The organism is Bradyrhizobium sp. 1(2017) (genome assembly GCF_011602485.2).
Classification (GTDB): domain Bacteria; phylum Pseudomonadota; class Alphaproteobacteria; order Rhizobiales; family Xanthobacteraceae; genus Bradyrhizobium.
Genome location: NZ_CP050022.2, coordinates 148,640 through 173,257, shown reverse-complemented (window position 1 = coordinate 173,257; position 24,618 = coordinate 148,640). Strand labels below are relative to the sequence as shown.

The 24,618-nt window shown below is 65.6% G+C and carries 25 protein-coding genes; 13 read left to right on the top strand and 12 right to left on the bottom strand.

Annotation, left to right across the window (positions count from 1 at the left end; genetic code table 11):
- The first annotated feature begins 114 nt into the window (after window positions 1-114).
- The 7 genes from dnaJ (at window position 115) to HAP40_RS00765 (ending at window position 5,311) form a co-directional block, all read left to right on the top strand.
- On the top strand, window positions 115-1,242 hold the full coding sequence (gene dnaJ, locus HAP40_RS00795; RefSeq protein ID WP_166811676.1) for a molecular chaperone DnaJ: 1,128 nt from the start codon (window positions 115-117) through the stop codon (window positions 1,240-1,242).
- Window positions 1,243-1,330: 88 nt separating this feature from the next.
- Window positions 1,331-1,930 (top strand): class I SAM-dependent methyltransferase, encoded by a 600-nt coding sequence (locus HAP40_RS00790; RefSeq protein WP_166811677.1) that lies wholly within the window; start codon window positions 1,331-1,333, stop codon window positions 1,928-1,930.
- Between the two features lie 57 nt (window positions 1,931-1,987).
- Window positions 1,988-2,566: an NADPH-dependent FMN reductase gene (locus HAP40_RS00785; protein ID WP_166811679.1), complete on the top strand. Its 579-nt coding sequence runs from the start codon at window positions 1,988-1,990 to the stop codon at window positions 2,564-2,566.
- 6 nt (window positions 2,567-2,572) lie between these two features.
- A complete protein-coding gene (pyrF, locus tag HAP40_RS00780; RefSeq protein ID WP_166811681.1) occupies window positions 2,573-3,283 on the top strand; it encodes an orotidine-5'-phosphate decarboxylase in 711 nt (236 codons plus the stop codon).
- A gap of 23 nt (window positions 3,284-3,306) precedes the next feature.
- Entirely contained in the window at window positions 3,307-3,618 is a 312-nt protein-coding gene (locus HAP40_RS00775) for a DUF1330 domain-containing protein (protein WP_166811683.1), read from the top strand.
- Window positions 3,619-3,789: 171 nt separating this feature from the next.
- Window positions 3,790-4,605 (top strand): 4-hydroxy-tetrahydrodipicolinate reductase, encoded by an 816-nt coding sequence (gene dapB / locus HAP40_RS00770; RefSeq protein ID WP_166819201.1) that lies wholly within the window; start codon window positions 3,790-3,792, stop codon window positions 4,603-4,605.
- An 82-nt stretch (window positions 4,606-4,687) separates the two neighbouring features.
- The gene (locus HAP40_RS00765; protein ID WP_166811685.1) at window positions 4,688-5,311 is read left to right on the top strand and encodes a 2,3-bisphosphoglycerate-dependent phosphoglycerate mutase; all 624 of its coding nucleotides are present in this window, start codon (window positions 4,688-4,690) and stop codon (window positions 5,309-5,311) included.
- A gap of 174 nt (window positions 5,312-5,485) precedes the next feature.
- On the opposite strand, the gene HAP40_RS00760 is transcribed toward HAP40_RS00765, so the two are convergent.
- Together HAP40_RS00760 and HAP40_RS00755 are read right to left on the bottom strand one after the other, a co-directional pair.
- Window positions 5,486-6,382 carry a methylated-DNA--[protein]-cysteine S-methyltransferase gene (locus HAP40_RS00760; RefSeq protein ID WP_166811687.1) on the bottom strand — a complete coding sequence of 299 codons (897 nt, stop codon included), beginning with the start codon at window positions 6,380-6,382 and terminating at the stop codon, window positions 5,486-5,488.
- Window positions 6,383-6,437: 55 nt separating this feature from the next.
- Entirely contained in the window at window positions 6,438-6,971 is a 534-nt protein-coding gene (locus HAP40_RS00755; protein ID WP_166811689.1) for a DUF2244 domain-containing protein, read from the bottom strand.
- A gap of 22 nt (window positions 6,972-6,993) precedes the next feature.
- Between HAP40_RS00755 and nth the strand changes: the two genes are divergently transcribed.
- Genes nth through HAP40_RS00740 form a run of 3 tightly spaced genes read left to right on the top strand, consistent with a single transcriptional unit; the run spans window position 6,994 to window position 10,529 of the window.
- Complete coding sequence (nth, locus tag HAP40_RS00750; RefSeq protein WP_166811691.1) at window positions 6,994-7,746, top strand: endonuclease III; 753 nt, start codon at window positions 6,994-6,996, stop codon at window positions 7,744-7,746.
- 31 nt (window positions 7,747-7,777) lie between these two features.
- A complete protein-coding gene (locus HAP40_RS00745; protein WP_166811693.1) occupies window positions 7,778-8,914 on the top strand; it encodes an HlyD family secretion protein in 1,137 nt (378 codons plus the stop codon).
- Complete coding sequence (locus HAP40_RS00740) at window positions 8,901-10,529, top strand: MFS transporter (protein WP_166811695.1); 1,629 nt, start codon at window positions 8,901-8,903, stop codon at window positions 10,527-10,529. Before HAP40_RS00745 ends, HAP40_RS00740 begins: the two co-directional genes overlap by 14 nt.
- A 6-nt stretch (window positions 10,530-10,535) precedes the next feature.
- Here HAP40_RS00740 and HAP40_RS00735 read toward each other — a convergent pair whose 3' ends face one another.
- From HAP40_RS00735 to HAP40_RS00725, 3 genes are all read right to left on the bottom strand, one after another.
- Complete coding sequence (locus tag HAP40_RS00735) at window positions 10,536-11,276, bottom strand: sulfate transporter family protein (RefSeq protein ID WP_166811697.1); 741 nt, start codon at window positions 11,274-11,276, stop codon at window positions 10,536-10,538.
- 217 nt (window positions 11,277-11,493) lie between these two features.
- Complete coding sequence (nikR, locus tag HAP40_RS00730) at window positions 11,494-11,946, bottom strand: nickel-responsive transcriptional regulator NikR (protein ID WP_166811699.1); 453 nt, start codon at window positions 11,944-11,946, stop codon at window positions 11,494-11,496.
- 57 nt (window positions 11,947-12,003) lie between these two features.
- The gene (locus HAP40_RS00725) at window positions 12,004-14,457 is read right to left on the bottom strand and encodes a heavy metal translocating P-type ATPase (RefSeq protein WP_166811701.1); all 2,454 of its coding nucleotides are present in this window, start codon (window positions 14,455-14,457) and stop codon (window positions 12,004-12,006) included.
- Between the two features lie 59 nt (window positions 14,458-14,516).
- On the opposite strand from HAP40_RS00725, the gene HAP40_RS00720 reads away from it, so the two are divergent.
- On the top strand, window positions 14,517-14,792 hold the full coding sequence (locus HAP40_RS00720) for a metal-sensitive transcriptional regulator (RefSeq protein WP_007598521.1): 276 nt from the start codon (window positions 14,517-14,519) through the stop codon (window positions 14,790-14,792).
- A 295-nt stretch (window positions 14,793-15,087) separates the two neighbouring features.
- On the opposite strand, the gene HAP40_RS00715 is transcribed toward HAP40_RS00720, so the two are convergent.
- Window positions 15,088-16,065, bottom strand: a complete 978-nt coding sequence (locus HAP40_RS00715) for a YiiX/YebB-like N1pC/P60 family cysteine hydrolase (RefSeq protein WP_166811703.1) — start codon at window positions 16,063-16,065, stop codon at window positions 15,088-15,090.
- A 192-nt stretch (window positions 16,066-16,257) separates the two neighbouring features.
- Between HAP40_RS00715 and HAP40_RS00710 the strand changes: the two genes are divergently transcribed.
- Window positions 16,258-17,640: a flavin monoamine oxidase family protein gene (locus HAP40_RS00710; RefSeq protein WP_166811704.1), complete on the top strand. Its 1,383-nt coding sequence runs from the start codon at window positions 16,258-16,260 to the stop codon at window positions 17,638-17,640.
- 173 nt (window positions 17,641-17,813) lie between these two features.
- Here the strand turns inward: HAP40_RS00710 and HAP40_RS00705 are convergent, their stop codons facing one another.
- The 5 genes from HAP40_RS00705 to rpmI form a co-directional block, all read right to left on the bottom strand.
- Window positions 17,814-18,584: a sulfite exporter TauE/SafE family protein gene (locus HAP40_RS00705; RefSeq protein WP_166811706.1), complete on the bottom strand. Its 771-nt coding sequence runs from the start codon at window positions 18,582-18,584 to the stop codon at window positions 17,814-17,816.
- A 53-nt stretch (window positions 18,585-18,637) separates the two neighbouring features.
- A complete protein-coding gene (pheT, locus tag HAP40_RS00700) occupies window positions 18,638-21,046 on the bottom strand; it encodes a phenylalanine--tRNA ligase subunit beta (RefSeq protein ID WP_166811708.1) in 2,409 nt (802 codons plus the stop codon).
- 118 nt (window positions 21,047-21,164) lie between these two features.
- Window positions 21,165-22,247: a phenylalanine--tRNA ligase subunit alpha gene (gene pheS, locus HAP40_RS00695; protein WP_166811709.1), complete on the bottom strand. Its 1,083-nt coding sequence runs from the start codon at window positions 22,245-22,247 to the stop codon at window positions 21,165-21,167.
- Between the two features lie 214 nt (window positions 22,248-22,461).
- Entirely contained in the window at window positions 22,462-22,821 is a 360-nt protein-coding gene (gene rplT / locus HAP40_RS00690) for a 50S ribosomal protein L20 (protein WP_166811710.1), read from the bottom strand.
- An 80-nt stretch (window positions 22,822-22,901) separates the two neighbouring features.
- On the bottom strand, window positions 22,902-23,102 hold the full coding sequence (gene rpmI / locus HAP40_RS00685; protein ID WP_008539890.1) for a 50S ribosomal protein L35: 201 nt from the start codon (window positions 23,100-23,102) through the stop codon (window positions 22,902-22,904).
- A 271-nt stretch (window positions 23,103-23,373) separates the two neighbouring features.
- On the opposite strand from rpmI, the gene HAP40_RS00680 reads away from it, so the two are divergent.
- Window positions 23,374-23,769, top strand: a complete 396-nt coding sequence (locus HAP40_RS00680) for a hypothetical protein (RefSeq protein ID WP_166811711.1) — start codon at window positions 23,374-23,376, stop codon at window positions 23,767-23,769.
- A 62-nt stretch (window positions 23,770-23,831) separates the two neighbouring features.
- Here the strand turns inward: HAP40_RS00680 and infC are convergent, their stop codons facing one another.
- Complete coding sequence (gene infC / locus HAP40_RS00675) at window positions 23,832-24,371, bottom strand: translation initiation factor IF-3 (protein ID WP_080648110.1); 540 nt, start codon at window positions 24,369-24,371, stop codon at window positions 23,832-23,834.
- Between the last annotated feature and the right edge of the window lie 247 nt (window positions 24,372-24,618).

The window sequence follows — 24,618 nt, the reverse complement described above, 5'->3', positions numbered from 1 at the left end:
GTTATGCGGAACGCCGCCGTGCCCTCTTCCGCCGCGCGGCGGAAGGATTATGTCGTCGCGCAGCGGCATCGTTTCGCCCCGACTTGATTCGCGATTGGATAGACCGAGCTCATCATGTCCACGTCCACGAAGCGCTGCTACTACGAGACCCTCGAAGTCGAACGCGACGCCGACGAAGGCAAGCTGAAGGCATCGTTCCGCAAGCTGGCGATGAAATTCCATCCCGATCGCAACCCCGGGGACGACACCAGCGAAGTCAAATTCAAGGAGATCAACGAGGCCTACGAGGTCCTGAAGGATAGGGACAAGCGCGCCGCCTATGACCGCTACGGTCATGCCGCTTTCGAGCAGGGCGGCGGTGGCGCCGGCTTCGGCGCGGGCTTCGCCTCCTCATTTTCCGACATTTTCGAAGATCTGTTCGGCATGGCCGGACAACGCGGCCGCGGCGGCCGCGAGCGCGGCGCCGACCTGCGCTACAACATGGAGATCACGCTCGAGGAAGCCTTCGGCGGCAAGACCGCGCAGATCGAGATTCCGGTCTCTGTCACCTGCGAGGCTTGCTCGGGCATCGGCGCCAAGGCCGGGACCAAGCCGAAGACCTGCTCGACCTGCGGCGGCGCCGGCCGCGTGCGGCAGTCGCAGGGCTTCTTTACGCTCGAGCGCACCTGTCCCGGCTGCCAGGGTCGCGGGCAGATGATCGAGGATGCCTGCCCGTCCTGCTCGGGCCAGGGCCGGGTTACCCGCGAACGCACGCTGTCGGTCAACATTCCGCAAGGCGTCGAGGACGGCACCAGGATCAGGCTCGCCGGCGAGGGCGAGGCCGGTGTCCGCGGCGGCCCGCCCGGCGACCTCTACATCTTCCTGTCGCTGGCGCAGCACCAGTTCTTCCAGCGCGACGGTGCTGATCTGCATTGCCGCGTGCCGATCTCGATGGTGACGGCCGCCCTCGGCGGCGAGTTCGAGGTGCCGACCATCGAGAAGACCAAGACCAAGGTGAAGGTGCCGGCCGGAACCCAGTCGGGCCGGCGATTCCGCATTGCATCAAAAGGCATGCCGGTGCTGCGCTCGCGCCAGATGGGCGACATGTATGTCCAGGTCGTGGTCGAGACCCCGCAGAACCTCACCAAGAAACAGCAGGAATTGCTGGCCGAGTTCGACAAGCTCTCCTCCGACAACACGCAGCCGGAATCGGAAGGCTTCTTCGCCAAGGTCAAGGATTTCTTCGGTAATCGCGCGAGTTGACGCGTCTTGACCGTGCCGCCTTCGGCCTATACGTCTTTATGACCATTTTCTGACACGCCGCGGTCCCGCGGTCCCGTCCGGTCCTGACATGCCCTTGCCATCGTCCGCGCGTGCGTTGAAGAAGCCTCGTCTTGATGACGAGGTGCGTTTTCTCCGGTCGTGGATCGAAAAGCCGCTGCACATGGGTGCGGTGATGCCGTCGGGCAAGCTGCTGGCCCGAACCATGGCCCATTACGTCGATGTCGACTCGGACGCACCGGTGGTCGAGCTCGGACCCGGCACCGGCGCCATCACCTCGGCCCTGATTGAGCGCGGTGTCGATCAGAAGCGGCTCGTCCTCGTCGAATACAATCCTGGGTTCTGCGCGCTGCTGCGCGACCGCTATCCGCAAGCCAAGGTGGTGCAGGGCGATGCCTATCGCCTGCGCGACACGCTCTGGAACGTGCTGAGCGCGCCGGCTTCTGCCGTGGTCTCGGGGCTGCCGCTCGTCACGAAGCCGATGCTGACGCGGCTGCGGCTCATCCGCGACGCCTTCACCGCGCTCGCACCCGGCGCGCCGTTCGTCCAGTTCACCTACGCGGTCATACCGCCGATCCCGAAATCGCTGCCCGGCGTGTCCACAGAGGCCTCGGAACGGATATGGATGAACCTTCCGCCGGCCCGCGTCTGGGTGTATCGCAAGGGCTAATTCCGCCGGCATCTCCTTTTGCGCGGCGGGCTCGTTTCGCCGAACGCATTGGATTGGATGTCAGCTCCCAAGATCCTGCTCATTCCCGGCTCGCTGCGCACTGGCTCGCACAATGCGAAGCTGGCGGCGGTCGCGGCCTATGAATTCGCCCAGGCCGGCGTCGACGTCACCCGCATCTCGCTCGCCGATTTCCCGCTGCCGATCTATGACGGCGATCTCCAGGCCAAGTCCGGCGTGCCCAAGCACGCGATCAACCTCAAGCGCATGATCGGCGCGCATCACGGCGTGCTGTTCGTCACGCCCGAATACAACGCTTCGGTGCCGCCGCTGCTGAAGAACGCGATCGATTGGGTCAGCCGCGTGCACGAGCTGCACGAGGCGCGCGGCGAGGTGTTTCGCAGCCGCGCCTTCGCGCTCGCCGGCGCCTCGCAGAGCCGGCTGGGCACCGCCCGCGCGCTCCAGGCGCTGCGTTTGATCCTGACCTCCTGCCACGCCAATGTGATCCCGAGCCAGCTCACGCTCGCCTTTGCCGACCAGGCCTATGACGATATGGACAGGCTGAAGAACGAGGCCGATATCGCCGCATTGAAGCAGCTGGTCGCGCAGCTGATCGACATTTCCCAACGCATGATGTGAGGTGACATGACGCCAGCCGAAATCGCCCCCAAGGACCGCTTGATCGTCGCGCTCGACGTGCCGAGCGTCGATGCCGCGGAAGCGATGATCGACAGGCTCGGCGACAGCGTCGCGTTCTACAAGATCGGCTATCAGCTCGCCTATGCCGGCGGCCTTCCGCTGATCGGCAAGCTCGCCGATCGCGGCAAGAAGGTCTTCGCCGATCTCAAGATGCACGACATCGGCAACACCGTCACGCGAGGCGTCGAGAGCGTCGCCAGGCTCGGCGCAACCTTCGTCACCGTGCACGCCTATCCGCAGACCATGAAGGGGGCCGTCGAAGGACGCGGCAGTGCGAGCTTGAAGATTCTCGCCGTCACCGTGCTGACGTCCTACAACGATGACGATCTGCATGCGGCCGGCTATCGGCTCGGCGTCTCCGAGCTGGTCGAGGCACGCGCACAGCAGGCGCAGGTGCTCGGCGTCGACGGGCTTGTCTCGTCGCCGGAGGAAGTCGGCGCCTTGCGCAAGATCGTCGGTCATCAGATGCACCTCGTCACTCCCGGCATCCGGCCCGCGGGCTCGGCAAGCGGCGACCAGAAGCGCATCATGACGCCGGGCCGTGCAATCAGTGCCGGCGCCGATTATCTCGTCGTCGGCCGACCGGTGGTGGAAGCGGCGGATCCAAAGGCCGTCGCTGACGCGATCCAGCGTGAGATCGCCGAGGCGCTCGGCTAACCAACAACCCAGGGAGAACAACGATGGCAAAAGGCTATTGGATCGGGCGTGTCGACGTGAGCAGTGACGAGGGCTACAAGCCCTATGCGGTCGCCAACGGTCCGATCTTCAAGAAATGGGGCGGCCGCTTCGTCGTGCGCGCCGGCAAGTTCACCACCGTCGAAGGCGCCAGTCGCACCCGCAACGTCGTGATCGAATTCCCGGACTACGAGACCGCGATCGCCTGCTACAACTCGCCGGAATACCAGGCCAATATCAAGGTGCGCCAGCCGCACTCGGTCGCCGATCTCATCATCATCGAGGGCTATGACGGCCCGCAGCCGCAGGACGGCTGAGGCGCGACCAGCTGCGTCATGGCCGGGCTTGACCCGGCCATCCACGTCTTTGCTCCGATGTACGGCCTTTCGTGGATGCCCGGGACGAGCCCGGGCATGACGATGGAGCTCGCCCCCTCGGTTGCCGGAACTGCCTCCCCCCGCTACAACGGCTGCGAAGAGGAACACACCATGTCCGACATGCGCTTGATTGTTGCTGGGGCCGGCGGCCGGATGGGCCGGGCGCTGACACGGGCGATTGCCGAGAGCAAAGGCGCGGTGCTCGCAGGTGCGCTGGAGGCGCCGGGCTCGGAACTGCTCGGCAAGGATGCCGGTGTGCTCGCGGGCCTTCCGGCCAACGGCATCAAGCTCTCCGCCGATCTCTGGGCGATGTCGAAGGAGGCCGACGGCATCCTCGATTTCACCGTGCCGGCGGCGACCATCGCCAATGTCGCGATCGCCGCCGAGCGCGGCATCGTGCATGTCGTCGGCACGACCGGGCTGTCGGGTTCCGACAATGCCGTGATCAAGAGCGTCACCAACCGCGCCATCGTGGTGCAATCCGGCAATATGAGCCTGGGCGTCAATCTGCTCGCCGCGGTGGTCAAGCGGGTCGCCAAGGCGCTCGACCAGACGTTCGACATCGAGATCGTCGAAACCCATCACCGCATGAAGATCGACGCACCCTCGGGCACCGCGCTAATGCTGGGTCAGGCGGCGGCGGCCGGCCGCGGCGTCACCCTCGATGATCATTCCGAGCGTGGTCGCGACGGCATCACCGGTGCGCGCAGGCCGGGCCATATCGGTTTCGCGTCCTTGCGCGGCGGCACGGTGGCCGGCGATCACAGCGTCACCTTCCTCGGCCCGTTCGAGCGCCTGACGCTGTCGCATCAGGCCGAGGACCGCATGCTGTTCGCCCACGGCGCGCTGAAGGCGGCGCTGTGGGCGCATGGCAAGAAGCCGGGGCACTACTCCATGGCCGACGTGCTCGGCCTGTCCGACATCTGAACGAGAGCATGATCCGGAAAAGCGCGAAGCGGTTTTCCGACAAGGTCATGCTCAAGACAATAAACTAGATGGAAAGCAGTTGATGAGCGAACGTCTTCTCGTGCTCGTGCGCCACGGCCAGAGCGAATGGAATCTGAAGAACCTGTTCACGGGCTGGAAGGACCCTGATCTGACCGAGCTCGGCGTGAAGGAAGCCACGGAAGCCGGCCGCAAGCTAAAGGCGCAGGGACTTGAGTTCGACGTCGCCTACACCTCGGTCCTGACGCGTGCGCAGCACACGCTCGACCTCATCCTCGGCGAGCTCGGCCAGGAGGGCCTGCCGACGATGAAGAACCTCGCGCTGAACGAGCGCGACTATGGCGATCTCTCCGGCCTCAACAAGGATGACGCGCGCAAGAAATGGGGCGAGGACCAGGTGTTGATCTGGCGCCGCTCCTACGACGTGCCGCCGCCCGGCGGCGAGAGCCTGAAGGACACGCTCGCGCGCGCGCTGCCATACTACGTGCAGGAAATCCTGCCCGGCGTGCTCAACGGCAAGCGCACCTTGGTCGCCGCCCACGGCAACTCGCTGCGCGCGCTGATCATGGTGCTGGAAAAGCTCTCGCCCGAAGGCATCCTGAAGCGCGAGCTCGCGACCGGCGTGCCGATCATCTACCGCTTGAATGCGGATTCGACGGTGGCCTCGAAGCTGGATCTGGCGGGCTGAGGCAATCTTCGAGAGGCGAGGCGACGTCGCCATATACTGTCGTCCTGGCGAAAGCCAGGACCCATAACCACCGGCCGTCATTGTTGCGGGGGTTGGTGGTGAGCACTTCGCGCCACCATGCCTTCCTGGGGTAATGGGTCCTGGCTTTCGCCAGGACGACCCCGTGGAGGTCGACTACTGCATTCCCAGCCGCCCGGCTTCCCAGCCCAGCATCGCCTGCTTGCGGGTGATGCCCCAATGGTAGCCGGTGAGCGTGCCGCTCTTGCCGAGTGCGCGGTGGCAGGGGACCACAAATGAGACCGGGTTCTTGCCGACCGCAGCGCCGACGGCGCGCGAGGCCTTCGGGCTGTTGATGTTGCAGGCGATGTCGGAATAGGACACCGCGCGGCCCATCGGGATCTTCAGCAGCGTCTCCCACACCCGCACCTCGAAATCGGTGCCGATCAGGACCACGCGCAGCGGCTGGTCCGGCCGCCACAGTTTCGAATCGAAGATGCGCGCTGCCAGCGGTGCGGTGCCTTCGTGATCCTCGACATAGGTCGCGTTCGGCCAGCGCCGCGTCATGTCGGCGAGTGCGATCTTCTCCTCGCCATGGTCGGCAAAGGCCAGGCCCGACAATCCGCGGTCGGTCGCGATCACGATCGCGGTGCCGAACGGCGAGGGATGGAAGCCGTAGCGCAGGGTCAGACCGGCGCCGCCATTCTTCCATTCGCCCGGCGACATCGCTTCATGGGTGACGAAGAGATCGTGCAGGCGGCCGGGGCCCGATAGGCCGGAGTCGAGCGCGGCGTCGAGGATGCTCGCGGAATCCCGCAGCAGCCCCTTGGCGTGATCCAGGGTGAGCGCCTGCATGAACGCCTTCGGCGTGATCGAGGCCCAGCGGCGGAACAGATGGTGCAGCTCATCCGGCGTGACGCCGGCCGCGTCCGCCATTGCCTCGATGGCCGGCTGCGTACGCCAATTCTCCGAGATGAAGGCGATCGCCCGGCGCACCGAATCATAGTCGCGCAGCGCGGCGTTCTGGGGGCCCGGCTTGGCCAGGCGCTGATCGTTTATGGCGAGTGTCATCATGAATGGAAATGTAGGCGCCGCACCGGTGCGAAACCACCCGATTTCCGACGCGGAATCAACCGACCGGATTGTAGGTCGGGCCGCGCTTGGCGGCGTTCAGTGCCTCCAACAAGCCTTTGTAAAAGCTTGCTTTTTCTTCCGGACCGAGGAAGCGAGCGATCTGGATCTGGTGGCCGCGCGAGATCAGATAGAGGTGCTCGATGCCAAAATCCTCGTCGACCTCCATGTCGAGCCGGACCCAGAGCGGATTGAACGTCCATTCGGCGACCTGGCCGTGATGGCTGACGCGGCGCACGCGCAATTCGGAAGGGGTCACCACGATCTCCTCACGGGCCCGCGCGGCGCGGAAATTGGCCTTGAAGGCCCACCAGATCACGAGAACGTCGAGGCCGAAGAAGAAGAGCACCGGCCACGCCCCCATCATCAGGAAGGCCAGGCCCGTGACGAAGCTGACGACGCTGACGAACATCATCACGGCGAGGAAGCCGGTGCGGTTCAGCGAGCGATGCGGCGTCAGCAGAGCGGAGAAGATCTGCACGTCGCGCGGATCTTCAGAAGCGTTGCGCTCAATTTCATTGCCTGTGCTCATCGTCCCTCAGTATATCCCGATCATGGCGAAAATCACTCGCAAGCCGGCGCCGCGCAAAGCGGCCGTGCCGAAGAAAAAGGCAAAAGCGGTCGTCGCGAAGCCGAACGCACCCGCCAAAAAACCACTCAAGCCGACAAGGCCCTGGACCCCCGCCGAAATCCACGAGGCCTTCAGCCGTTTCCGCAAGGCCAATCCGGAACCGAAGGGCGAGCTCGAGCACGTCAATCCGTTCACGCTGCTGGTTGCCGTGGTGCTGTCGGCGCAGGCGACCGATGCCGGCGTCAACAAGGCGACCCGCGCGTTGTTCGAGGTGGCGGACAGCCCGCAGAAGATGCTCGACCTCGGCGAGGAGCGGCTGCGCGAGTACATCAAGACCATCGGGCTCTATCGCACCAAGGCGAAGAACGTCATTGCGTTGTCGGCAAAGGTGCTCAGCGATTTCGGCGGCGCAGTGCCGCGCACGCGCGCCGAGATCGAATCTCTGCCGGGCGCGGGGCGCAAGACCGCGAACGTCGTGCTCAACATGGCCTTTGGCGAGCACACGATGGCGGTGGATACGCACGTCTTCCGCGTCGGCAACCGCACCGGACTTGCGCCGGGCAAGACACCGCTCGAGGTCGAGCTCGGTCTCGAAAAGGTGATCCCGGCCGAATTCATGCTGCACGCCCATCATTGGCTGATCCTGCACGGCCGCTATACTTGCCTCGCGCGCAAGCCGCGCTGCGAGGTCTGCCTGATCAACGATCTCTGCCGGTGGCCGGAGAAGACGGTCTGAGATCGTGGCGAGTCCGCTTTGGGGTCATGTCGTGAGTCAACAAGAACAAGTTCCGTCCACGCCTCCCACCGCGGCGCCTGCCCCGTCGCCCAGGCCGACGCAGCGGCCGGCCACCTCGCTCTGGAGCCGGCTGGCGATCCCGCTGTTCGCCGTAATCGTTGCGCTCGGCTTCGTCGCGCTGGCGACGTTGCGCTTCGACGAATGGGTCGGCAACGCCGTGATCCAGACCACCAATGACGCCTATGTCCGCGCCGAGCTGACGCGGCTGTCGAGTCGCGTCTCGGGCGAGGTGCTCAATGTCGGGGTCACCGACTTCCAGCGCGTCAAGGCCGGCGATCTCCTGATCCAGATCGACCCCGCCGATTACGAGGCGGAAGTCGCGCAGGCCGAAGCCGCCGTGGCCGCCGCGCAGGCCACGCTCGACAATCTGGCCAACCAGATCGAGCTGCAATATGCGACGATCGCGCAGGCCCAGGCCGCGCGGCTGTCTGCCGAAGCGATGGAGGTCGAGGCAAAGCAGGAGCAGGAGCGCCAGCAGTCCTTGTCGCAGACCGAGTCCGGAACGCGGCAACGGCTCGAGCAGGCGGTCGCCGCCTACGCCAAGGCGCAGGCCGATGTGCGTGCCAGCCGCGCCGTGATTGCGGCCCAGCAACATCAGCTCGAAGTCCTGCAAGGCAACAGGAAGCAGCGCGCCGCGGATGTCGAGGCGGCCAAGGCGACGCTGGCGAGCGCAAAGCTCAAGCTCGGCTACACCAAAATAACGGCGCCGTTCGACGGCGTCGTCGGCGAGCGCCAGGTGCAGCCCGGCGACTACGTCAATATCGGGACCAATCTCATCAACGTGGTGCCGCTGCCGAAAGTCTATGTGATCGCGAACTACAAGGAGACCCAGCTCACGCATGTGCGGCCGGGCCAGCCGGTCGAGATCACCGTCGACAGTTTTCCGCGCGAGACGCTGCGCGGCAGGGTCGAGCGGATCGCGCCGGCGACGGGCGCACAGGTGGCGCTGTTGCCGCCGGACAATGCGACCGGCAATTTCACCAAGGTGGTGCAGCGCATTCCCGTGCGAATTCAGTTCGACGATGGTCAGCCGCTGCTGACGCGGCTGGTGCCGGGCATGTCGGTCGTCACCAGCATCGACACCGCGAGCACGAATGGCGGAAAATGACGATGCCGATCGCGGACCGCTTTCGCGCGGCGGCGTCGCGCCACAGCCGATCTTTGCCGTGGCGGCGGTGCTGCTCGGCTCGTTCCTCGCCAATTTCGACAGCCGGCTGACCACGGTCGGCCTGCCGGACCTCCGTGGCGCATTCTCGCTCTCCTTTGACGAGGGCGCCTGGCTCTCCACCGCCGGCATCGGATCGCAGATCTTCATCGCGCCCGCGGTGGCCTGGCTTGCCACCGTGTTCGGCCTGCGCCGCGTGCTCGGCATTCCCAGCCTCGTCTATGCCGTCGTCTCGTTCATCATCCCGTTCGTGCAGGATTATACGACGCTGCTCGTGCTCAGCGTCGTGCACGGCCTTCTGCTCGGCACCTTCGTGCCGGCGACGCTGATGATCGTGTTCCGTAATCTGCCGATCCGCTGGTGGCTGCCGGCGATCTCGATCTATGCGATCCGCGTCGGCTTCGCCCTGGACAGCTCGACCTCGCTGGTCGGCTTCTATGTCGATCATCTCGGCTGGCAATGGCTGTACTGGCAGGGCGTCGTGATCGCGCCGCTGATGGGCCTGATGGTCTATCTCGGCACGCCGCGCGAGCCGGTGAACCGCGCGCTGCTGCGCGAGGCCGATTGGGGCGGCATGCTGCTGCTCGGCGCGGGGGTCTCGATGGTCTATGCCGGGCTCGACCAGGGCAACCGGCTCGACTGGCTCAGCTCCGGCACAGTGATGGCGCTGCTCGCCAGCGGCGCGATGCTGCTTGTCGGCTTCCTCGTCAATGAGTCGCTGGTCAGGCAGCCCTGGGCGCATGTCAACGTCTTGTTCTCGCGCAACGTCGGCCTGGGACTGGTGCTGATCCTGCTCTACACGCTGACCAGCCTGTCCAATTCCTCGCTGGTGCCGAACTTCCTCGGCAACGTGGTTCTGCTCAGGCCCGAGCAGAGCGGACTACTGTTGCTCACCTATGGCGCATTGCCGATGTTCGTGCTGGTGCCGCTCTCGATCTGGCTGCTCAGGCATTTCGATACGCGCACGGTGCTGGTCGTGGGATTCGCCTGCTTCGCCGCGGCCAATCTCTGGGGCACGCAGCTCACCCACGCCTGGGCGCGGGAGGATTTCGCCGGCATCGTGCTGCTGCAGGCGATCGGGCAGTCACTGACCCTGCTTCCGCTGATCATCACGCTGCTGTCCAACTCCGATCCGAGCCGCGCGACGTCCTTCGCCGCCTACATCCAGGTCATGCGGCTGGGCGGCGCCGAGATCGGCGTGGCGCTGATGGGGACATGGCTGCGCGTGCGCGAGCAGGTCCATTCCTTTTATCTCGGCCAGAACCTTGCGGTCGGCGATGTCGACGTGATGCATCGGCTGAAGCAGCTCGCCGACCATTTCGCGGCCCATGGCACAGGATCGGCGCAGGCGCGCGCGGTCGGCACCCTCGCAGGCGCCGTGCAGCGCGAGGCCAATGTACTCGCCTATATCGACGGCTTCTGGCTGTGCTTCTGGCTGGCGATCGCCGCGCTCGGCGTCGTCGCTCTGGTCACCCGCGCGCCGACGGGTCCGTTCACCCCGGCGCCGTTCGGCTTTGCAAGGATGCTGCTGCGCAAATGCGGGGTGGCGGTGACGTAAGCGCCGTCACCGCATCTGGCGCGCCGGCTCGATCAGCTCGGGCCGCGGGCCCGACAGCCGCTTGTGCATGTGGACCATGAAGGCCATGCCGAAGATCGGCGTCGCCAGATTGACGATCGGGATCGAGACGAACGCGGCGATGAACAGGCCGGCCGTGAAGATGGTCGCGGCGTTGTCGCGCCGCAACGCCTTGGCTTCCGCCGGCGGGCGGAAGCGCATCGCCGCGAGCTCGAAATATTCTCGGCCGAGCAGCCAGGCGGCGGCGACGAAGAAGACCAGGAAGCCGGCGCCGGCGAACAGCACCAGCGGCAGCGCGATCAGATAGACCACGATCGTCAGCAGCGCGGTCTTGATGCCTTCGAAAATCGCCTGGCTGAACGGCAGCGCCACGCCCGGCCGCTCGGCGGGATAGTGCTCGCGCTCGACGATGTCGGCGACGTCGTCGACGAACAGGCTCGCCACCAGCGAGGTGATCGCGGGCATCAGGAAGACGCCGCCGAACACGACGCCGAGGCCCGCCGCGATCGAGACGATCCAGGAAAGCACTTCGATCGATGAATGCCAGCCCGGTCCGAGCAGGCCCTCCAGCCAGACCTCACCAGAGGTCGCGAACCAGCTGAGCAGCCGCTGCAGGCCGATCGCCAGCACGGTGATCAGCACCAGCGCCAGCCCGATCGATCGCCACAGGATCGAGCGCATCGGCGGCGAGATCATTTGCGACAGCGCCTTGATGGCGGCATCCAGCATGGGGCACCCCTGAGGTCAACACGTTGCGAGAGGTAGACACCGAATGCGGCTTCGGCAAGGGCGGTTGCCCAACGCACGATCGTGTCCCGGACGCGGCGCGGCATGAAATGCCGCGCTGCAGAGCCGGGACCCAGAAGCATGCGGCGAAATGGGCCCCGGCTCTGCAGCGCACCGCTGAAGAAGCGCTGCGCTGCGTCCGGGGCACGAGAGCTACTGCCTACTCATGCCGATGGCCATGCCCGTGCTTGCGCCCCTTCGCCTGCTTGCCTTCCCCGGTCGGGATCATCACCACGCGGCCGTAGCGCACGCCGCGTTCGGCGATGATGTGGTCGGCGAAATGCTTGACTTCGGAGGCTGCGCCGCGCAGCGCCGTCATCTCCATGCAATTGTTGTCGTCGAGATGGACGTGAAGGGTCGCCAGCGCGAGGTCGTGATGGCCGTGGAATTCCTGCACCAGGCGTTTCGAGAGATCGCGCGCGGCGTGGTCGTAGACATAGACGAGACCGGCGACGCATTGGCCGGTCTGCGCGGTGTCCTCGGAGCTCCGCTGCAGGCCGGCGCGGGCGAGATCGCGGATGATCTCGGAGCGGTTTTGATAGCCACGCGCCTCCGCCGCCGCGTCGATCTCGGCCAACAGATCGTCCTCGATCGTGATCGTTATCCGCTGCATCAGGTCCTCTCCGCGCCTATCGCCGAATGGAGCTGTTCTACACGGATTCTGCGACCCTCACAGCCGCGTCGCACGAAGCCGCAGGGCGTTCCCGACCACGCTCACCGAGGACAGCGCCATCGCCGCTGCCGCGATGATCGGGGAGAGCAGCAGGCCGAACGCCGGATAGAGGATGCCGGCCGCGATCGGAATGCCGGCGGCGTTGTAGATGAAGGCAAAGAACAGGTTCTGGCGGATGTTGCTCATGGTCGCCTGCGACAATTTTCGCGCCCGCACGATGCCGGTGAGGTCGCCCTTGAGCAGGGTCACGCCCGCGCTCTCCATCGCCACATCCGTGCCGGTGCCCATGGCAATGCCGACCTCGGCCGCGGCCAGCGCCGGCGCGTCGTTGACGCCGTCGCCGGCCATCGCGACGCTGCGGCCGGCCTTTTGCAGCTTGGTCACCACCGCGCTCTTCTGATCCGGCAGCACCTCGGCCTCGATCTCGGCAATGCCGAGCCAGCGCGCCACCGCCTCAGCCGTCGTGCGGTTGTCGCCGGTCAGCATGATGACCTTGATGCCTTCGGCCGCGAGCGCCTTCAGCGCCTCAGGCGTCGAGGCCTTGACCGGATCGGCGATCGCGAACAGGCCGGCAAGCCGGCCGTCGACGGCCATGTTGATCACCGTGGCGCCGTCTCCGCGCAGCCGTTCGGCCTCAGCGTCGAGCGGCTTGGTGTCGATGCCGATCGACGTCACATATCTGGCATTGCCCAGCACGGTGGTCCTGCCCTCGACCCTGCCGGTCGCGCCCTTGCCGGTCGGCGAATCGAATTGATCGACCTGAGCGAGCGTGAGCTTCTTCTCTTTCGCCGCGCGCACGATGGCATCTGCCAGGGGATGCTCGCTCGCGCGCTCGACGCTCGCCGCCATGCGAAGGATGTCATCTTCGGCGAAGCCGGCGGCCGGAACGATCGACACCACCTTGGGCTTGCCCTCGGTCAGCGTGCCCGTCTTGTCGACCACCAGCGTGTCGATCTTCTCCATGCGCTCCAGCGCCTCGGCGTTCTTGATTAGGACGCCTGCCTGCGCGCCGCGCCCGACACCAACCATGATCGACATCGGGGTCGCGAGGCCCAGCGCACAGGGGCAGGCGATGATCAGAACGCTCACCGCCGCGACCAGGCCGAAGGCGAGCCGCGGCTCCGGCCCGAACCAGGTCCAGGCGGCGAAGGCAGCCATGGCGACGACGATCACGGCGGGCACGAACCAGCCGGCGACCTGATCGGCGAGGCGCTGGATCGGCGCGCGCGAGCGCTGCGCGTCCGCGACCATCTGCACGATCTGCGACAGCAGCGTCTCGCGCCCGACCTTGTCGGCGCGCATGATGAAGCTGCCGGACTGGTTGAGTGTACCTGCGATCACCTTTGCGCCGGTCTCCTTGGTGACCGGCATGGATTCACCTGTCACCAACGATTCATCGAGCGAGGAACGGCCTTCGAGAATGATGCCGTCGACGGGCACTTTCTCGCCGGGGCGGACGCGCAGGGAATCACCGGCATGAAGCGAGTCGATCTCGACCTCGTGCTCGCTGCCATCGGCATCGACGCGGCGCGCGGTCTTCGGCGCCAGCTGCAGCAGCGCCTTGATCGCGCCCGAGGTCGCGTCACGTGCGCGCAGCTCCAGCACCTGGCCGAGCAGCACCAGCACGGTGATCACGGCAGCCGCTTCGAAATAGACGGCGACCGCGCCGCCATGGCCGCGGAACGTGTCCGGGAAGATCTGCGGCGTGACGGTGCCGACGATGCTGTAGAGGTAGGCGACGCCCGTGCCCATCGCGATCAACGTGAACATGTTGAGGTTGCGCGTCACCAGCGACTGCCAGCCGCGAACGAAGAACGGCCAGCCGGCCCACAGGACCACGGGCGTGGCGAAGACCAGCTGGATCCAGTTCGAGAGCGTCTGATCGATCCAGCTGTGCGGTCCTGCGAGATGACCGCCCATCTCCAGCACCACCGCCGGCAGCGCCAGCGCGCCGCCGATCCAGAACCGCCGCGTCATGTCGGCAAGCTCCGGATTGGGCCCGGTCTCGAGGCTCGCCACTTCCGGCTCCAGTGCCATGCCGCAGATCGGGCAGCTGCCGGGTCCAACCTGGCGGATCTCCGGATGCATCGGGCAGATGTAGATCGTGCCCGCGGGCATCTCGGGCTCGGGCGCCTTGTCCTTGGCGAGATATTTGGCGGGATCGGCGGCGAACTTGGTGCGGCATCCGCCCGAGCAGAAATGGAAGGTCTCGCCGTGATGTTCGAACCGGTGCTTCGAGGTCGCGGAATCGACCGTCATGCCGCAGACGGGATCGAGGACTTTCGTGGCATCAGCATGGTGATGCGCGTGATGATGGGTGTGGCCGGAATGATCGGCATGCCCGCCGCAGCAGGACGAGGCCGCGGGCTTGACGGGCGGTGCCGCCTTCGCTGAGCAGCCGCATCCGGAATGAGTTTTCCCGTTGTGATGCTCTTGGTCCGCGTCTTTCATTCCCATGCTCCGGTCTTCTCGGGCTTGCAACCCATACCCGGTAGGGGTATATAAACCCCATGCGCAAGGACATCAAGGCATCCGTCGGAAAACGTCTTGGCCGGATCGAGGGCCAGGTTCGCGGCCTGTCGAAGATGGTCGAGGAAGACCGGTACTGCATCGACATCGTCACGCAGATCTCGGCGGTGCGCGCCGCGCTGCGCCGGGTCGAGGAGGAGGTCCTGAAGGATCACGTCGCCCATTGCGTCGAGCACGCCATCGCGAGCGGCGACAAGGCCGATCAGCGCGAGAAGATCGCGGAGCTGATGGCGGTGATTGGACGGGCGGAGCGGTAATTCCCGTCATTGCGAGCCAACGGGTCCGCGCGAAGCGCGGCCCGATGACAGGCCCCGCGAAGCAATCCAGAATGTCACCGCAGCGGCAGTCTGGATTGCTTCGTCGCTGCGCTCCTCGCAATGACGGCTGTTGAGATGCGATGGCGCCACACCCCCAGCCGTCGTCCCGGCGAAAGCCGGGATCCATAGTCGCGGAGAGGAGTTTCGCGAAGACTCGTCGTTCGGTACTGCGACCGGCCGCGATGGATAGATTCCGCGGTATGGGTCCCGGCTTTCGCCGGGACGACAGCGGGGGCTACGCCGCAATCTCGCAGATATCACCCCGTGCCCGCGCGCGATGCATCGCGAGCTCGCTCAGCAGCAAGAAATGCTCGGAGAAAGCGACCGAAGCGGCCGCGGGCTGCGCGCCTACTTCTTCAACCGGAACCTCTGCCGGCGTTTCTTCGTCAATCGCCTGAGGAACGAGCGGCGGCGCACGGAGCGTTTCTGGAAACACACTGAAAGTGCCCGCTACCTCCTCGAGCGGCTTTTGCATGTCGGCCCAGTGCAAGGCCGTGTAGTCGAAGCCGTGCACGATGGTGGGTTTGACGACTTCGAAATAGGGCGAGATGTCGAAGTCGCGGGGCATATACAGCGAGGAGTCGCGGATGTGCAGGATCTCGCGCCGGGCGGCGCGGCTGCCGGCCTTGGTGATCTTCGGCAGGATTGGATAGCGCACGGCGTCGAACGCCTGTGCGATCAAGGCCGAGCAGATGATCTTGGTCGGGTCGCCCGAGCCGAGCGCGATCATGCGCCGCCGCCAGCGTTGCGGTATCGGCAGCGGGAACAGGTAGCGCATGAGGTCGACGATGTTCTTGGTGTCGTAGCCGAAGCCGATGCGGTTGATCGCATAGCGGCACACGGTGGTGCGGTCCTCATAGGACAGCCCGACCGGGCGGCAGAGGCGGGTGTGATAGGGGAAATATTTCGACAGCGGCGCGGAGGTGACGCCTTCGCCGATATTGGCCTCGATCAGCACATGCGGTTCGCCATCGGCCTCTTCCGCGCCCTCGATCGGACCGACATAGAGCGCCGCATGCGACCAGGTCGACTGCGTCAGATATTTGATGATGCCGGAGATGCGGTTGTTGCCTTCGACCAGCAGCACGTCGCCGGCCTCGACGACGCCGCGCAGGTGCTCCGGGTCGCTCGGCGTGAACGGCTCGTAGCCCGGCACCTCCTTCGAGAGGTACGCGGCAATCAGCTTGCCGACTGAGTCCAGGACCGTCCCCATTTCAAACTCCCCCCACGACCTTTTCCGGCCGTCTTTTTCCCTTCTTTATCATGGTCGAAACGTGTTGCAATTCGGTTCATCGCTCTGCGAGATCAAGCACGATTGATTCACCATGATGGTTGCTGCGCAACATCAGATGCGGCAAGGTTCGCGGGCTGTTCCCGTTTGCCGCAAGTCCCCGGAAACCATGACATGACAATCACGCGCCGCGGTTTCCTTTCGGCGTCGGCCGCCCTTGCCGCGATGCCGGTCCTGCGCGCAACCGCCGCGCCCCTGCCGCGCGAGGCCGATATCGTCGTCATTGGCGCGGGGGCGGCGGGAATTGCGGCGGCGCGGCGGGTCATGGCGGCGGGTCGCAAGGTCGTGGTGGTGGAAGCCGCAGGCGAGATCGGCGGGCGCTGCATCACGGACAGCAGAACCTTCGACGTGCCGTTCGACCGCGGCGCGCGCTGGATGCACAATCCCGACACCAATCCGATGATCCGGCTGGCGCGCAGCGCGGGTCTCGATGTGCTGCCGGCGCCCTCGGGCCAGAAGATGCGCATCGGCCGCCGCAATGCCCGCGCCGGCGAGACTGAGGAATTTCTGGCCGCTTTGGTCCGCGCCAACCGCGCCATCGACGAGGCCGCACGCGGCAAGCTGGATACTTCCTGCGCCTCCGTGCTGCCGAAGGATCTCGGCGACTGGGCCGGCGCGGCCGAATTCATGCTGGGCGCTGGCTTTGCCGGCAAGGATCTGAAGGAGCTGTCGGCCATCGACAAGGCCCGCGCGCAGGACCGCACTGGCGCGATCGCGTGCCGCCAGGGCCTGGGGACCTTGATCACGAAGCTCGGCGAGCAGGCGCCGGTGGCGCTGGCGACGCCGGCGAGCCGGATCGTCTGGAGCAATCGCGACGTCGCCGTCGAGACGCCCAGCGGCAAGATCGCCGCCCGCGCCGCCATCGTCACGGTCTCGACCAACGTGCTAATGTCGGGCGCCATCAAGTTCGCGCCCGACATTCCCAAGCGCACGCTCGATGCAGCATCGAAGCTCACCCTCGGCAGCTACGATCACATCGTGCTGCAATTGCCGGGCAATCCGCTCGGGCTCGCGCGCGACGACATCCTCATCGAGCAGAGCAATTCGACGCGCACCGCGCTGATGTTCGCCAATATCGGCGGCTCCTCGCTGTGCTCGATCGATGTCGGCGGCTCGTTCGGCCGCGATCTCTCCGAGCAGGGCGAGAAGGCGATGACGGCATTCGCCAAGGAATGGATCACGAAGCTGTTCGGCAGCGAGGCTGTGGCCGCCGTGCAGAAGACCAGTGCGACGCGCTGGAATGCCTCGCCCTATGTCATGGGCGCGATGTCGGCGTCTTCGCCCGGGGGCCAGCTCTCGCGAAAGGCTTTGGCGGAGCCGATCGGCAACATGTTCCTCGCCGGCGAAGCCACGCACGAGACGCTCTGGGGTACCGTCGATGGCGCCTGGGAGAGCGGCGAACGTGCGGCGGAGGCGGCTTTGCGCAAGATCGGCGCGCTCAAGGACGAGGACGTGCCGACACAGTCGACGAAGAAGCGGCGGGCGCCACGGCAGTAGGGCAACCAAGCCGGAACAAACTCCGCTGTTGTCCCGGCCTAGTGCGCAATTGCGCACGGGGGCCGGGACCCATAACTACAAAACCTGGTTTGGCGAAGACTCGGAGTTCGATACATCCGCCTGCCGCATCGATAGATCACGCGGTATGGGTCCCGGCTTTCGCCGGGACGACATTAACGCAAAATCCCATCCAGCACCGGCAGCCCGGCGATCACGGCCGTCGCGATCAGCGCGTAGCAGATGCTGCGAAACACCTTCTCGCTGGCGCGGCCGAACAGTGACGCGCCGAACGCGACGCCGAGCGCATAGACCGGGCCGACGATCAGCGACAGTGCGAGTGATTCTCTGCTGATCAGGCCCGTGGTCGCGTAGCTGACCATCGAGAAGAAATCGGAGGCACCGAAGAACAGCACGATGTTGGCGCGCGCGACGACCGGGGCGATGGGGCGGCCGAGCCAGTAGCCGACGATCGGCGGGCCGCCGGTCTGCGCCAGGCCGCTGCAGAAGCCCGAGAGGCCGCCGATGCCGACCGAGAGCCAGGCGTGGTCCTTGCCGCGATAGCGCCAGCCCGACAGCAGCAGAAGCAGCAGAGCCGCGACGAAGCAGGAGATGATCCAGCGCGTGGTGACAGGCTCGAGCACGCTGAGGAAATAAGTGCCGATGGGGACGCCGATCAGCGCGCCGAACACGATCACCGCGGTGGCCCTGCGGTCCGCCTTGCGCCATGCGTCGGGCAGGAGCGGTGCGGCCGCGACGAAATCGATCACGAGCAGAAGAGCGGCAACGAGCCGCGGCGCCGCGATGCTGCTCGCCAGCGGCATGAAGATCAGCGCCGAGCCGAAGCCGGAGAAGCCGCGCGCGGTGCCCGAAACGAAAGCGACGGCGCAAAGCGCCATCGCAACGCTGAGGCTGACGTCCTTCGGAAGAAAGTCCGCAAGGCTCATGCTTTACTTCTGGAGCATGATGTTGTCCGGAAACCGCTTCACACTTTTCGGCATCATGCTCTCAAGACGCCGCCGGTCTTCTTCGCGACCTCGGCCACGATCTTGGTGCCCACGGCCTCGATCTCCTGATCGGTCAGCGTCTTCTCACGCGGCTGGATCGTCACCGCGATCGCGATCGACTTCTTGCCGTCGTCGATGCCCTTGCCCTCGTAGACGTCGAAGACGTTGACGGCGGTGATCAGCTTCTTGTCGACGCCCTGCGCGGCGCGCACGATGTCGCCCGCCTTCACGGTGCGGTCGACGATGAAGGCGAAGTCGCGCGTCACCGGCTGGAACGCCGACAGCTCGATCAAGGGCTTGGCGCGGGTCGGCTTCTTCTTGGCCTCGGGGATGCGGTCGAGAACCACCTCGAACACCATCAGCGGGCCGTCGGCGCCGAGCGTCTCCAGCGCACGCGGGTGCATCTCGCCGAAATAGCCGAGGACGTTCTGCGGGCCGATCTGAATCGTGCCGGAGCGGCCCGGATGCAGCCAGCCGGGTCCACCGGCAACGATCTGAAGCGCCTGCATCGGCGCACCGGCCGCAGCCAGCACCGCCAGCGCGTCGGCCTTGGCGTCGAACAGGTCAGCCTGCGCCGAACCGGACCAATGCCGTCCGAGACCTTCAGATGAAGCAAGGCCCCGGCGCACGCCGCTTGCCGCCATGAACTGATCCTGCGGGCGGTCGCCCCTGAACAATTGGCCGACCTCGAACAGCACGACATCGCCAAAGCCGCGATCGGCATTGGCCTGCGCCGCCGCGATCAGGCCTGCCAAAAGGGTCGGGCGCATGTCCGACAGATCCGAGGCGATCGGATTGGCCACTTCCAGCTCGCGCTGACCGCCGCCGAACAGTTGGGCCGCAGGCTTGGCGATGAACGACCACGTCACGGCCTCGACCAAGCCGCGGCTCGCCAGCGCACGCCGCGCACGGCGGGTGCGAAGCTGGAGCGGGGTCAGCACCGGTTTGCGCGCGTCCTCGCCGCGCTCGAACGGCGTCATCGGCACCTTGTCGACGCCGAAGATGCGCACGATCTCCTCGACGATATCGGCCTTGCCGTGCACGTCGGAGCGCCAGGACGGCACCGCGACTTTCACCACCGGACCCGGGCCCGCCATCATGAAGCCGAGATGGGTCAGGATGCGCTTCATCTCCAACTGCGGCACCTCGATGCCGGACAGGCGTTTGACCTCGGTGATCGGGAATTCGATCAGGTGATCGTCGCCAAAGGTCTTGCCGACGACGACGGTCTCGGACGGCGTGCCGCCGCACATCTCCATCACCAGCCTGGTCGCGAGCTCCAGTCCCGGCACCATGAAAGCCGGATCGACGCCGCGCTCGAAACGATAGCGCGCGTCCGAATTGATGCCGAGCTTGCGGCCGGTCTGGGCGATGTTGATCTCGTTCCACAGCGCCGATTCGATCAGCACGTCGGTGGTCTCATCGTCGCAGCCCGAGGCCTCGCCGCCCATGATGCCGGCGAGCGATTCGACGCCGTGCTCGTCGGCGATCACGCAGATCGAGGGATCGAGATTGTAGGTGCGGCCGTCGAGCGCGAGCAGGCTCTCGCCCTCACGCCCGCGCCGCACGACGAGATTGCCCTTCACCTTCTTCGCGTCGAACACGTGCAGCGGCCGCGCGCGATCGAAGGTCATGAAATTGGTGATGTCGACCAGCGCGTTGATCGGGCGCAGCCCGATCGCGGTCAGCCGCTTCTGCAGCCATTCCGGCGACGGCTTGTTCTTGACGCCGCGCACGAGGCGCAGCGCGAAGCCCGGGCACAGCGTGGAATCCTCGACCGTGACCTTCACCGGGCAGGGGAATTCGCCCTTGATCGGCTTGATCGTGGGGTCCTTGAACTTGCCCATGTCGGCGGCGGCGAGGTCGCGCGCGATGCCGTGCACACCGGTGCAGTCCTGCCGGTTCGGCGTCAGGTTGATCTCGACCACGGGATCGCCGAGCGCGGCCCATTCGGCATAGCCGGCGCCAATGGGCGCGTCCGCCGGCAATTCCATGATGCCGTCATGGTCGTTGGAGATCTGCAGCTCCGCCGCCGAGCACAGCATGCCGCGGCTCTCGACGCCGCGGATGGTGCCGATTCCGAGGGTGATGTCCTTGCCGGGAATGTAGGTCCCGGGCGGGGAGAACACGCTGACAAGACCCGCGCGCGCATTCGGCGCACCGCACACGACCTGCACCGGCGCGCCACCGTCTCCGGTGTCGACCATGCAGACGCGCAAGCGGTCCGCATTCGGATGCTGCTCGGCCGAGATCACCTTCGCGATGGTGAAGGGCTTGAGAGCCTTCGCCTTGTCTTCGATGTTCTCGACCTCGAGCCCGATCATGGTGAGCTTCTCGGCGAGCTTTTCCAGGGGCTCGTCGGTGTCGAGATGATCCTTCAGCCAGGAGAGAGTGAATTTCATGGCTGCTTTTTCTCCACGGAGACGGTCTGCTCCCTCTCCCGCTTGCGGGGGAGGGCTGGGGTGGGGGCTCTCTCCGCAGCGGGAACGGAGAGAGTCGTCGCATGTCCTGGCGCGAGCATCACGAGCTCAGCCCTCCGGCAAGCGTCGGCACTTCGAGGGGCTTGAAGCCGTAATGGGACAGCCAGCGGACGTCGCTGTCGAACAGCTGGCGCAGATCGGCGATGCCGTATTTCAGCATGGCGATGCGGTCGATGCCCATGCCCCAGGCAAAGCCCTGGTACTCGTCGGGATCGATGCCGCAGGCGCGCAGCACGTTGGGATGCACCATGCCGCAGCCGAGAATCTCCAGCCAGTCCTCGCCCTCGCCGAAGCGGATCTCGCCCTTGTCGCGGCGGCACTGGATGTCGACTTCCAGCGATGGCTCGGTGAACGGGAAGAACGACGGGCGGAAGCGCATGTTGATGTGGTCGACCTCGAAGAACGCCTTGCAGAATTCGTGCAGGATCCATTTGAGGTGGCCCAGATGCGAGGTCTTGTCGATGACGAGGCCTTCGACCTGGTGGAATTGCGGCGTGTGGGTCGCGTCCGAATCGATGCGGTAGGTGCGGCCCGGGCAGATCACGCGGATCGGCGGCTTCTGGCTCAGCATGGTGCGCACCTGCACCGGCGAGGTGTGGGTTCGCAGCAGCATGCGCGAGCCGTCCTCCTTCGGATGGAAGAAGAACGTGTCGTGCATCTCGCGCGCGGGATGGCCTTCCGGGAAGTTCAGCTTGGTGAAATTGTAGTCGTCGGTCTCGATGTCGGGGCCTTCGGCGACCGAGAAGCCCATGTCGGCGAAGATCGTGGTCAGCTCGTCCCAGACCTGGCTTAGCGGATGGATGCGGCCGGCCTCGGTCGCGGCATCGCGCAGCGGCAGGGTGACGTCGACGGTCTCGGCGGCGAGCCGCGCATCGAGCGCGGCCGACTTCAAGACGTCGCGCCGTGCGGCGAGCGCCCCGGTGACCTCGTCCTTGGCCTGGTTGATCGCGGCGCCCTGCGTCTTGCGCTCGTCCGGCGACATCTTGCCGAGCGTGGCGAGCAGCGCGGAGATCGAGCCCTTCTTGCCGAGGGCTGTGACGCGCACGGCCTCGAGCGCCGCCTCGTCGGCAGCCGCGGCGATGTCGGTGATGATCTGGGCTTGGAGGTGGGCAAGATCGGTCATGGCAATCCCTTTTGGCCAGGATGCTGAGCCGATGATCCTAGCCCGTCACGCCCGGCCAAAAAGCGCGAAGCGTGTCTTCGCGTTAAATTCGCCAGGCATCCACGTCGGAGAAGTGTATGCGGGAGAGATGACGGCCGGGGCGATGAAAGCGCGACACGCGCGCCTCTGCCCGGGCCATCAGAAGCTGAACGCTGCGCAGAGCACAGTGGGCGGCTTACGCCGCCAGCGCGGCCTTGGCCTTCTCGGCGATCGCCTGGAACGACGCAGGCTCGTTGATCGCGAGATCAGACAGCACCTTGCGGTCCACGGTGATGCCCGACTTGGCCATGCCGTCGATAAACTTGCTGTAGGTCAGGCCGAACGGACGGACGGCAGCGTTGATGCGCTGGATCCAGAGCGCGCGGAAGGTGCGCTTCTTACGCTTGCGGTCGCGGAAGGCGTATTGCTGGGCCTTCTCCACGGCCGGCTTGGCGGCGCGGATGGTGTTCTTGCGGCGGCCATAGAAGCCCTTGGCGGCCTTGTAGACTTTCTTGTGCTTGGCGTGGGCGGTCACACCGCGTTTGACGCGAGACATGACAAAAATCCTTCAGAGATGACTTCGGTTGTCGGATTGCCGCGAAATGCGCGGCATGGTGGCAGTGATCGTGGACGCGATCAGGCGTTCGGCAAGAAGTACTTCTTGACGTTGTCGCCGTCGGTCTTGAACAGCACGCGGGTGCCGCGAAGCTGACGGATCTGCTTCTTCGTCCGCTTGATCATGCCGTGACGCTTGCCGCGCTGGGCGTGCATCACTTTGCCGGTGGCAGTCACCTTGAAGCGCTTTTTAGCGCCCGATTTGGTCTTCAGCTTGGGCATTTGGCTCTCCTATGGCCACAACAGAAATCCGCCCGTGAAGGCGGCTGGCCGTCAAAATGCTCGTTAGAGCGTTGATTGTGCTCAGGTTTTGCGAACAAGCGCCAAACCCGCACGAAACACCGCCTCGGCAGCCCTTAATCAGCCGGGCGATGAAGGCTGGGCTTATGACAGAGGACGAGCCGATTGGCAACGATGAACCGGCGGAACCTGCCCGCCGACTATTGGAGGTCGCCACCCCAATGTCTACGCCTTCATGTCCGGAGCAGGACCAATGCCCCATTTCCCGCAATCGATTTCCGCTTTCGCCCGCCCGCGCCGCCTGGCGCCGCTCGTCGTGCTCGCCGCCGCCATGGTGCCCTCGGCCGCCGAGGCCCGCGCCGCCGGTTATGACGGCATCTGGAACGTCACCTTCGCCACCACGCGCGGCAATTGCAGCTCCGGCTACAGCGTCCCCTTCACCGTCTCCGGCAGCCGGGTGTCGTCCGCCGGCGGCGGCCGGGTCTCGGGCAGGGTCAATCGCGGCGGCGCTGTTGCGGTGCAGGTCTCGGTCGGCGCGTCCCATGCCACGGGCGGCGGCCGGCTCGCCGGGGTAAACGGCGCCGGCTCGTGGAAAGGAATCATTTCCGGCGACCGGTGCAGCGGCACCTGGCGGGCGACGCGGATCTGACACGCAAACGGCCCGCCGGAGATCCGGACGGGCCGTTGAACTCTCAGTCCTAAGGGCCGGCGTCAGCGCGGCGCCAGCACCATGACGACCTGGCGACCTTCGAACCGCGCGTCCTGTTCGACCTTGGCGAGCTCGGCGACGTCGGTCTTGATCTTGTCCAGAAGCTTGGTGCCAATCTCCTGATGCGCCATTTCGCGGCCGCGATAGCGCAGCGTGATCTTGACCTTGTCGCCCTCTTCGAAGAACCGCTGCATCGCGCGCATCTTCACGTCGTAATCGTGATCGTCGATCATCGGGCGGAGCTTGATCTCCTTGATCTCGACGGTCTTCTGCCGCTTGCGGGCTTCGGCGGCCTTTTTCTGAGCCGAATATTTGTACTTCCCGTAGTCCATGATCTTGCAGACGGGAGGGCTGACATTCGGGGAAATTTCGACCAGATCCATGCCAGCTTCCTGGGCCATCCGGATGGCCAAGACGGTCTCGACCGTGCCCTTATTGTCACCGGTCTGATCGATCAGCTGGATCTGCGCATTGCGAATATCGTCATTGATGCGCGGCCCGTCTTTGCTGGCAGCGGGCGGAGCTTTATTAGGACGGCGAATGGGTGGTTCTCCAAAGTTGTGAAAGAAGCGGCTATCTTGAAGGAAGATGCGTTTGCCGGCAAGCAAGTCGCCCGGGCGAGGCGCGAAAAACCCTCAAATGCGAGGCATTTTGGCCACGCCCTCTTCCATGGTGACCGACATAGACACCTTGCCTCGGTTCCGCAAGCGTCCCAAAGGTCAATGCCGGGTTCGGGCCACGCTACGGAGTGCGTCCGGACAGCTCAAACCGCACAGCCAGAGTAAACGT

Bases quoted from the DNA above. Each gene is read 5' to 3' on its own strand.
- HAP40_RS00790 (WP_166811677.1), top strand. From the start codon at position 1,331: ATGCCCTTGCCATCGTCCGCGCGTGCGTTGAAGAAGCCTCGTCTTGAT.
- dapB (WP_166819201.1), top strand. From the start codon at position 3,790: ATGTCCGACATGCGCTTGATTGTTGCTGGGGCCGGCGGCCGGATGGGC.
- HAP40_RS00775 (WP_166811683.1), top strand. From the start codon at position 3,307: ATGGCAAAAGGCTATTGGATCGGGCGTGTCGACGTGAGCAGTGACGAG.
- HAP40_RS00785 (WP_166811679.1), top strand. From the start codon at position 1,988: ATGTCAGCTCCCAAGATCCTGCTCATTCCCGGCTCGCTGCGCACTGGC.
- HAP40_RS00735 (WP_166811697.1), bottom strand. From the start codon at position 11,276: ATGCTGGATGCCGCCATCAAGGCGCTGTCGCAAATGATCTCGCCGCCG.
- pyrF (WP_166811681.1), top strand. From the start codon at position 2,573: ATGACGCCAGCCGAAATCGCCCCCAAGGACCGCTTGATCGTCGCGCTC.
- HAP40_RS00715 (WP_166811703.1), bottom strand. From the start codon at position 16,065: ATGGGGACGGTCCTGGACTCAGTCGGCAAGCTGATTGCCGCGTACCTC.
- pheS (WP_166811709.1), bottom strand. From the start codon at position 22,247: ATGACCGATCTTGCCCACCTCCAAGCCCAGATCATCACCGACATCGCC.
- HAP40_RS00680 (WP_166811711.1), top strand. From the start codon at position 23,374: ATGCCCCATTTCCCGCAATCGATTTCCGCTTTCGCCCGCCCGCGCCGC.
- nth (WP_166811691.1), top strand. From the start codon at position 6,994: ATGGCGAAAATCACTCGCAAGCCGGCGCCGCGCAAAGCGGCCGTGCCG.
- HAP40_RS00720 (WP_007598521.1), top strand. From the start codon at position 14,517: ATGCGCAAGGACATCAAGGCATCCGTCGGAAAACGTCTTGGCCGGATC.
- HAP40_RS00705 (WP_166811706.1), bottom strand. From the start codon at position 18,584: ATGAGCCTTGCGGACTTTCTTCCGAAGGACGTCAGCCTCAGCGTTGCG.
- pheT (WP_166811708.1), bottom strand. From the start codon at position 21,046: ATGAAATTCACTCTCTCCTGGCTGAAGGATCATCTCGACACCGACGAG.
- HAP40_RS00740 (WP_166811695.1), top strand. From the start codon at position 8,901: ATGGCGGAAAATGACGATGCCGATCGCGGACCGCTTTCGCGCGGCGGC.
- rpmI (WP_008539890.1), bottom strand. From the start codon at position 23,102: ATGCCCAAGCTGAAGACCAAATCGGGCGCTAAAAAGCGCTTCAAGGTG.
- dnaJ (WP_166811676.1), top strand. From the start codon at position 115: ATGTCCACGTCCACGAAGCGCTGCTACTACGAGACCCTCGAAGTCGAA.
- HAP40_RS00710 (WP_166811704.1), top strand. From the start codon at position 16,258: ATGACAATCACGCGCCGCGGTTTCCTTTCGGCGTCGGCCGCCCTTGCC.
- HAP40_RS00755 (WP_166811689.1), bottom strand. From the start codon at position 6,971: ATGAGCACAGGCAATGAAATTGAGCGCAACGCTTCTGAAGATCCGCGC.
- rplT (WP_166811710.1), bottom strand. From the start codon at position 22,821: ATGTCTCGCGTCAAACGCGGTGTGACCGCCCACGCCAAGCACAAGAAA.
- nikR (WP_166811699.1), bottom strand. From the start codon at position 11,946: ATGCAGCGGATAACGATCACGATCGAGGACGATCTGTTGGCCGAGATC.
- HAP40_RS00760 (WP_166811687.1), bottom strand. From the start codon at position 6,382: ATGATGACACTCGCCATAAACGATCAGCGCCTGGCCAAGCCGGGCCCC.
- HAP40_RS00725 (WP_166811701.1), bottom strand. From the start codon at position 14,457: ATGAAAGACGCGGACCAAGAGCATCACAACGGGAAAACTCATTCCGGA.
- HAP40_RS00765 (WP_166811685.1), top strand. From the start codon at position 4,688: ATGAGCGAACGTCTTCTCGTGCTCGTGCGCCACGGCCAGAGCGAATGG.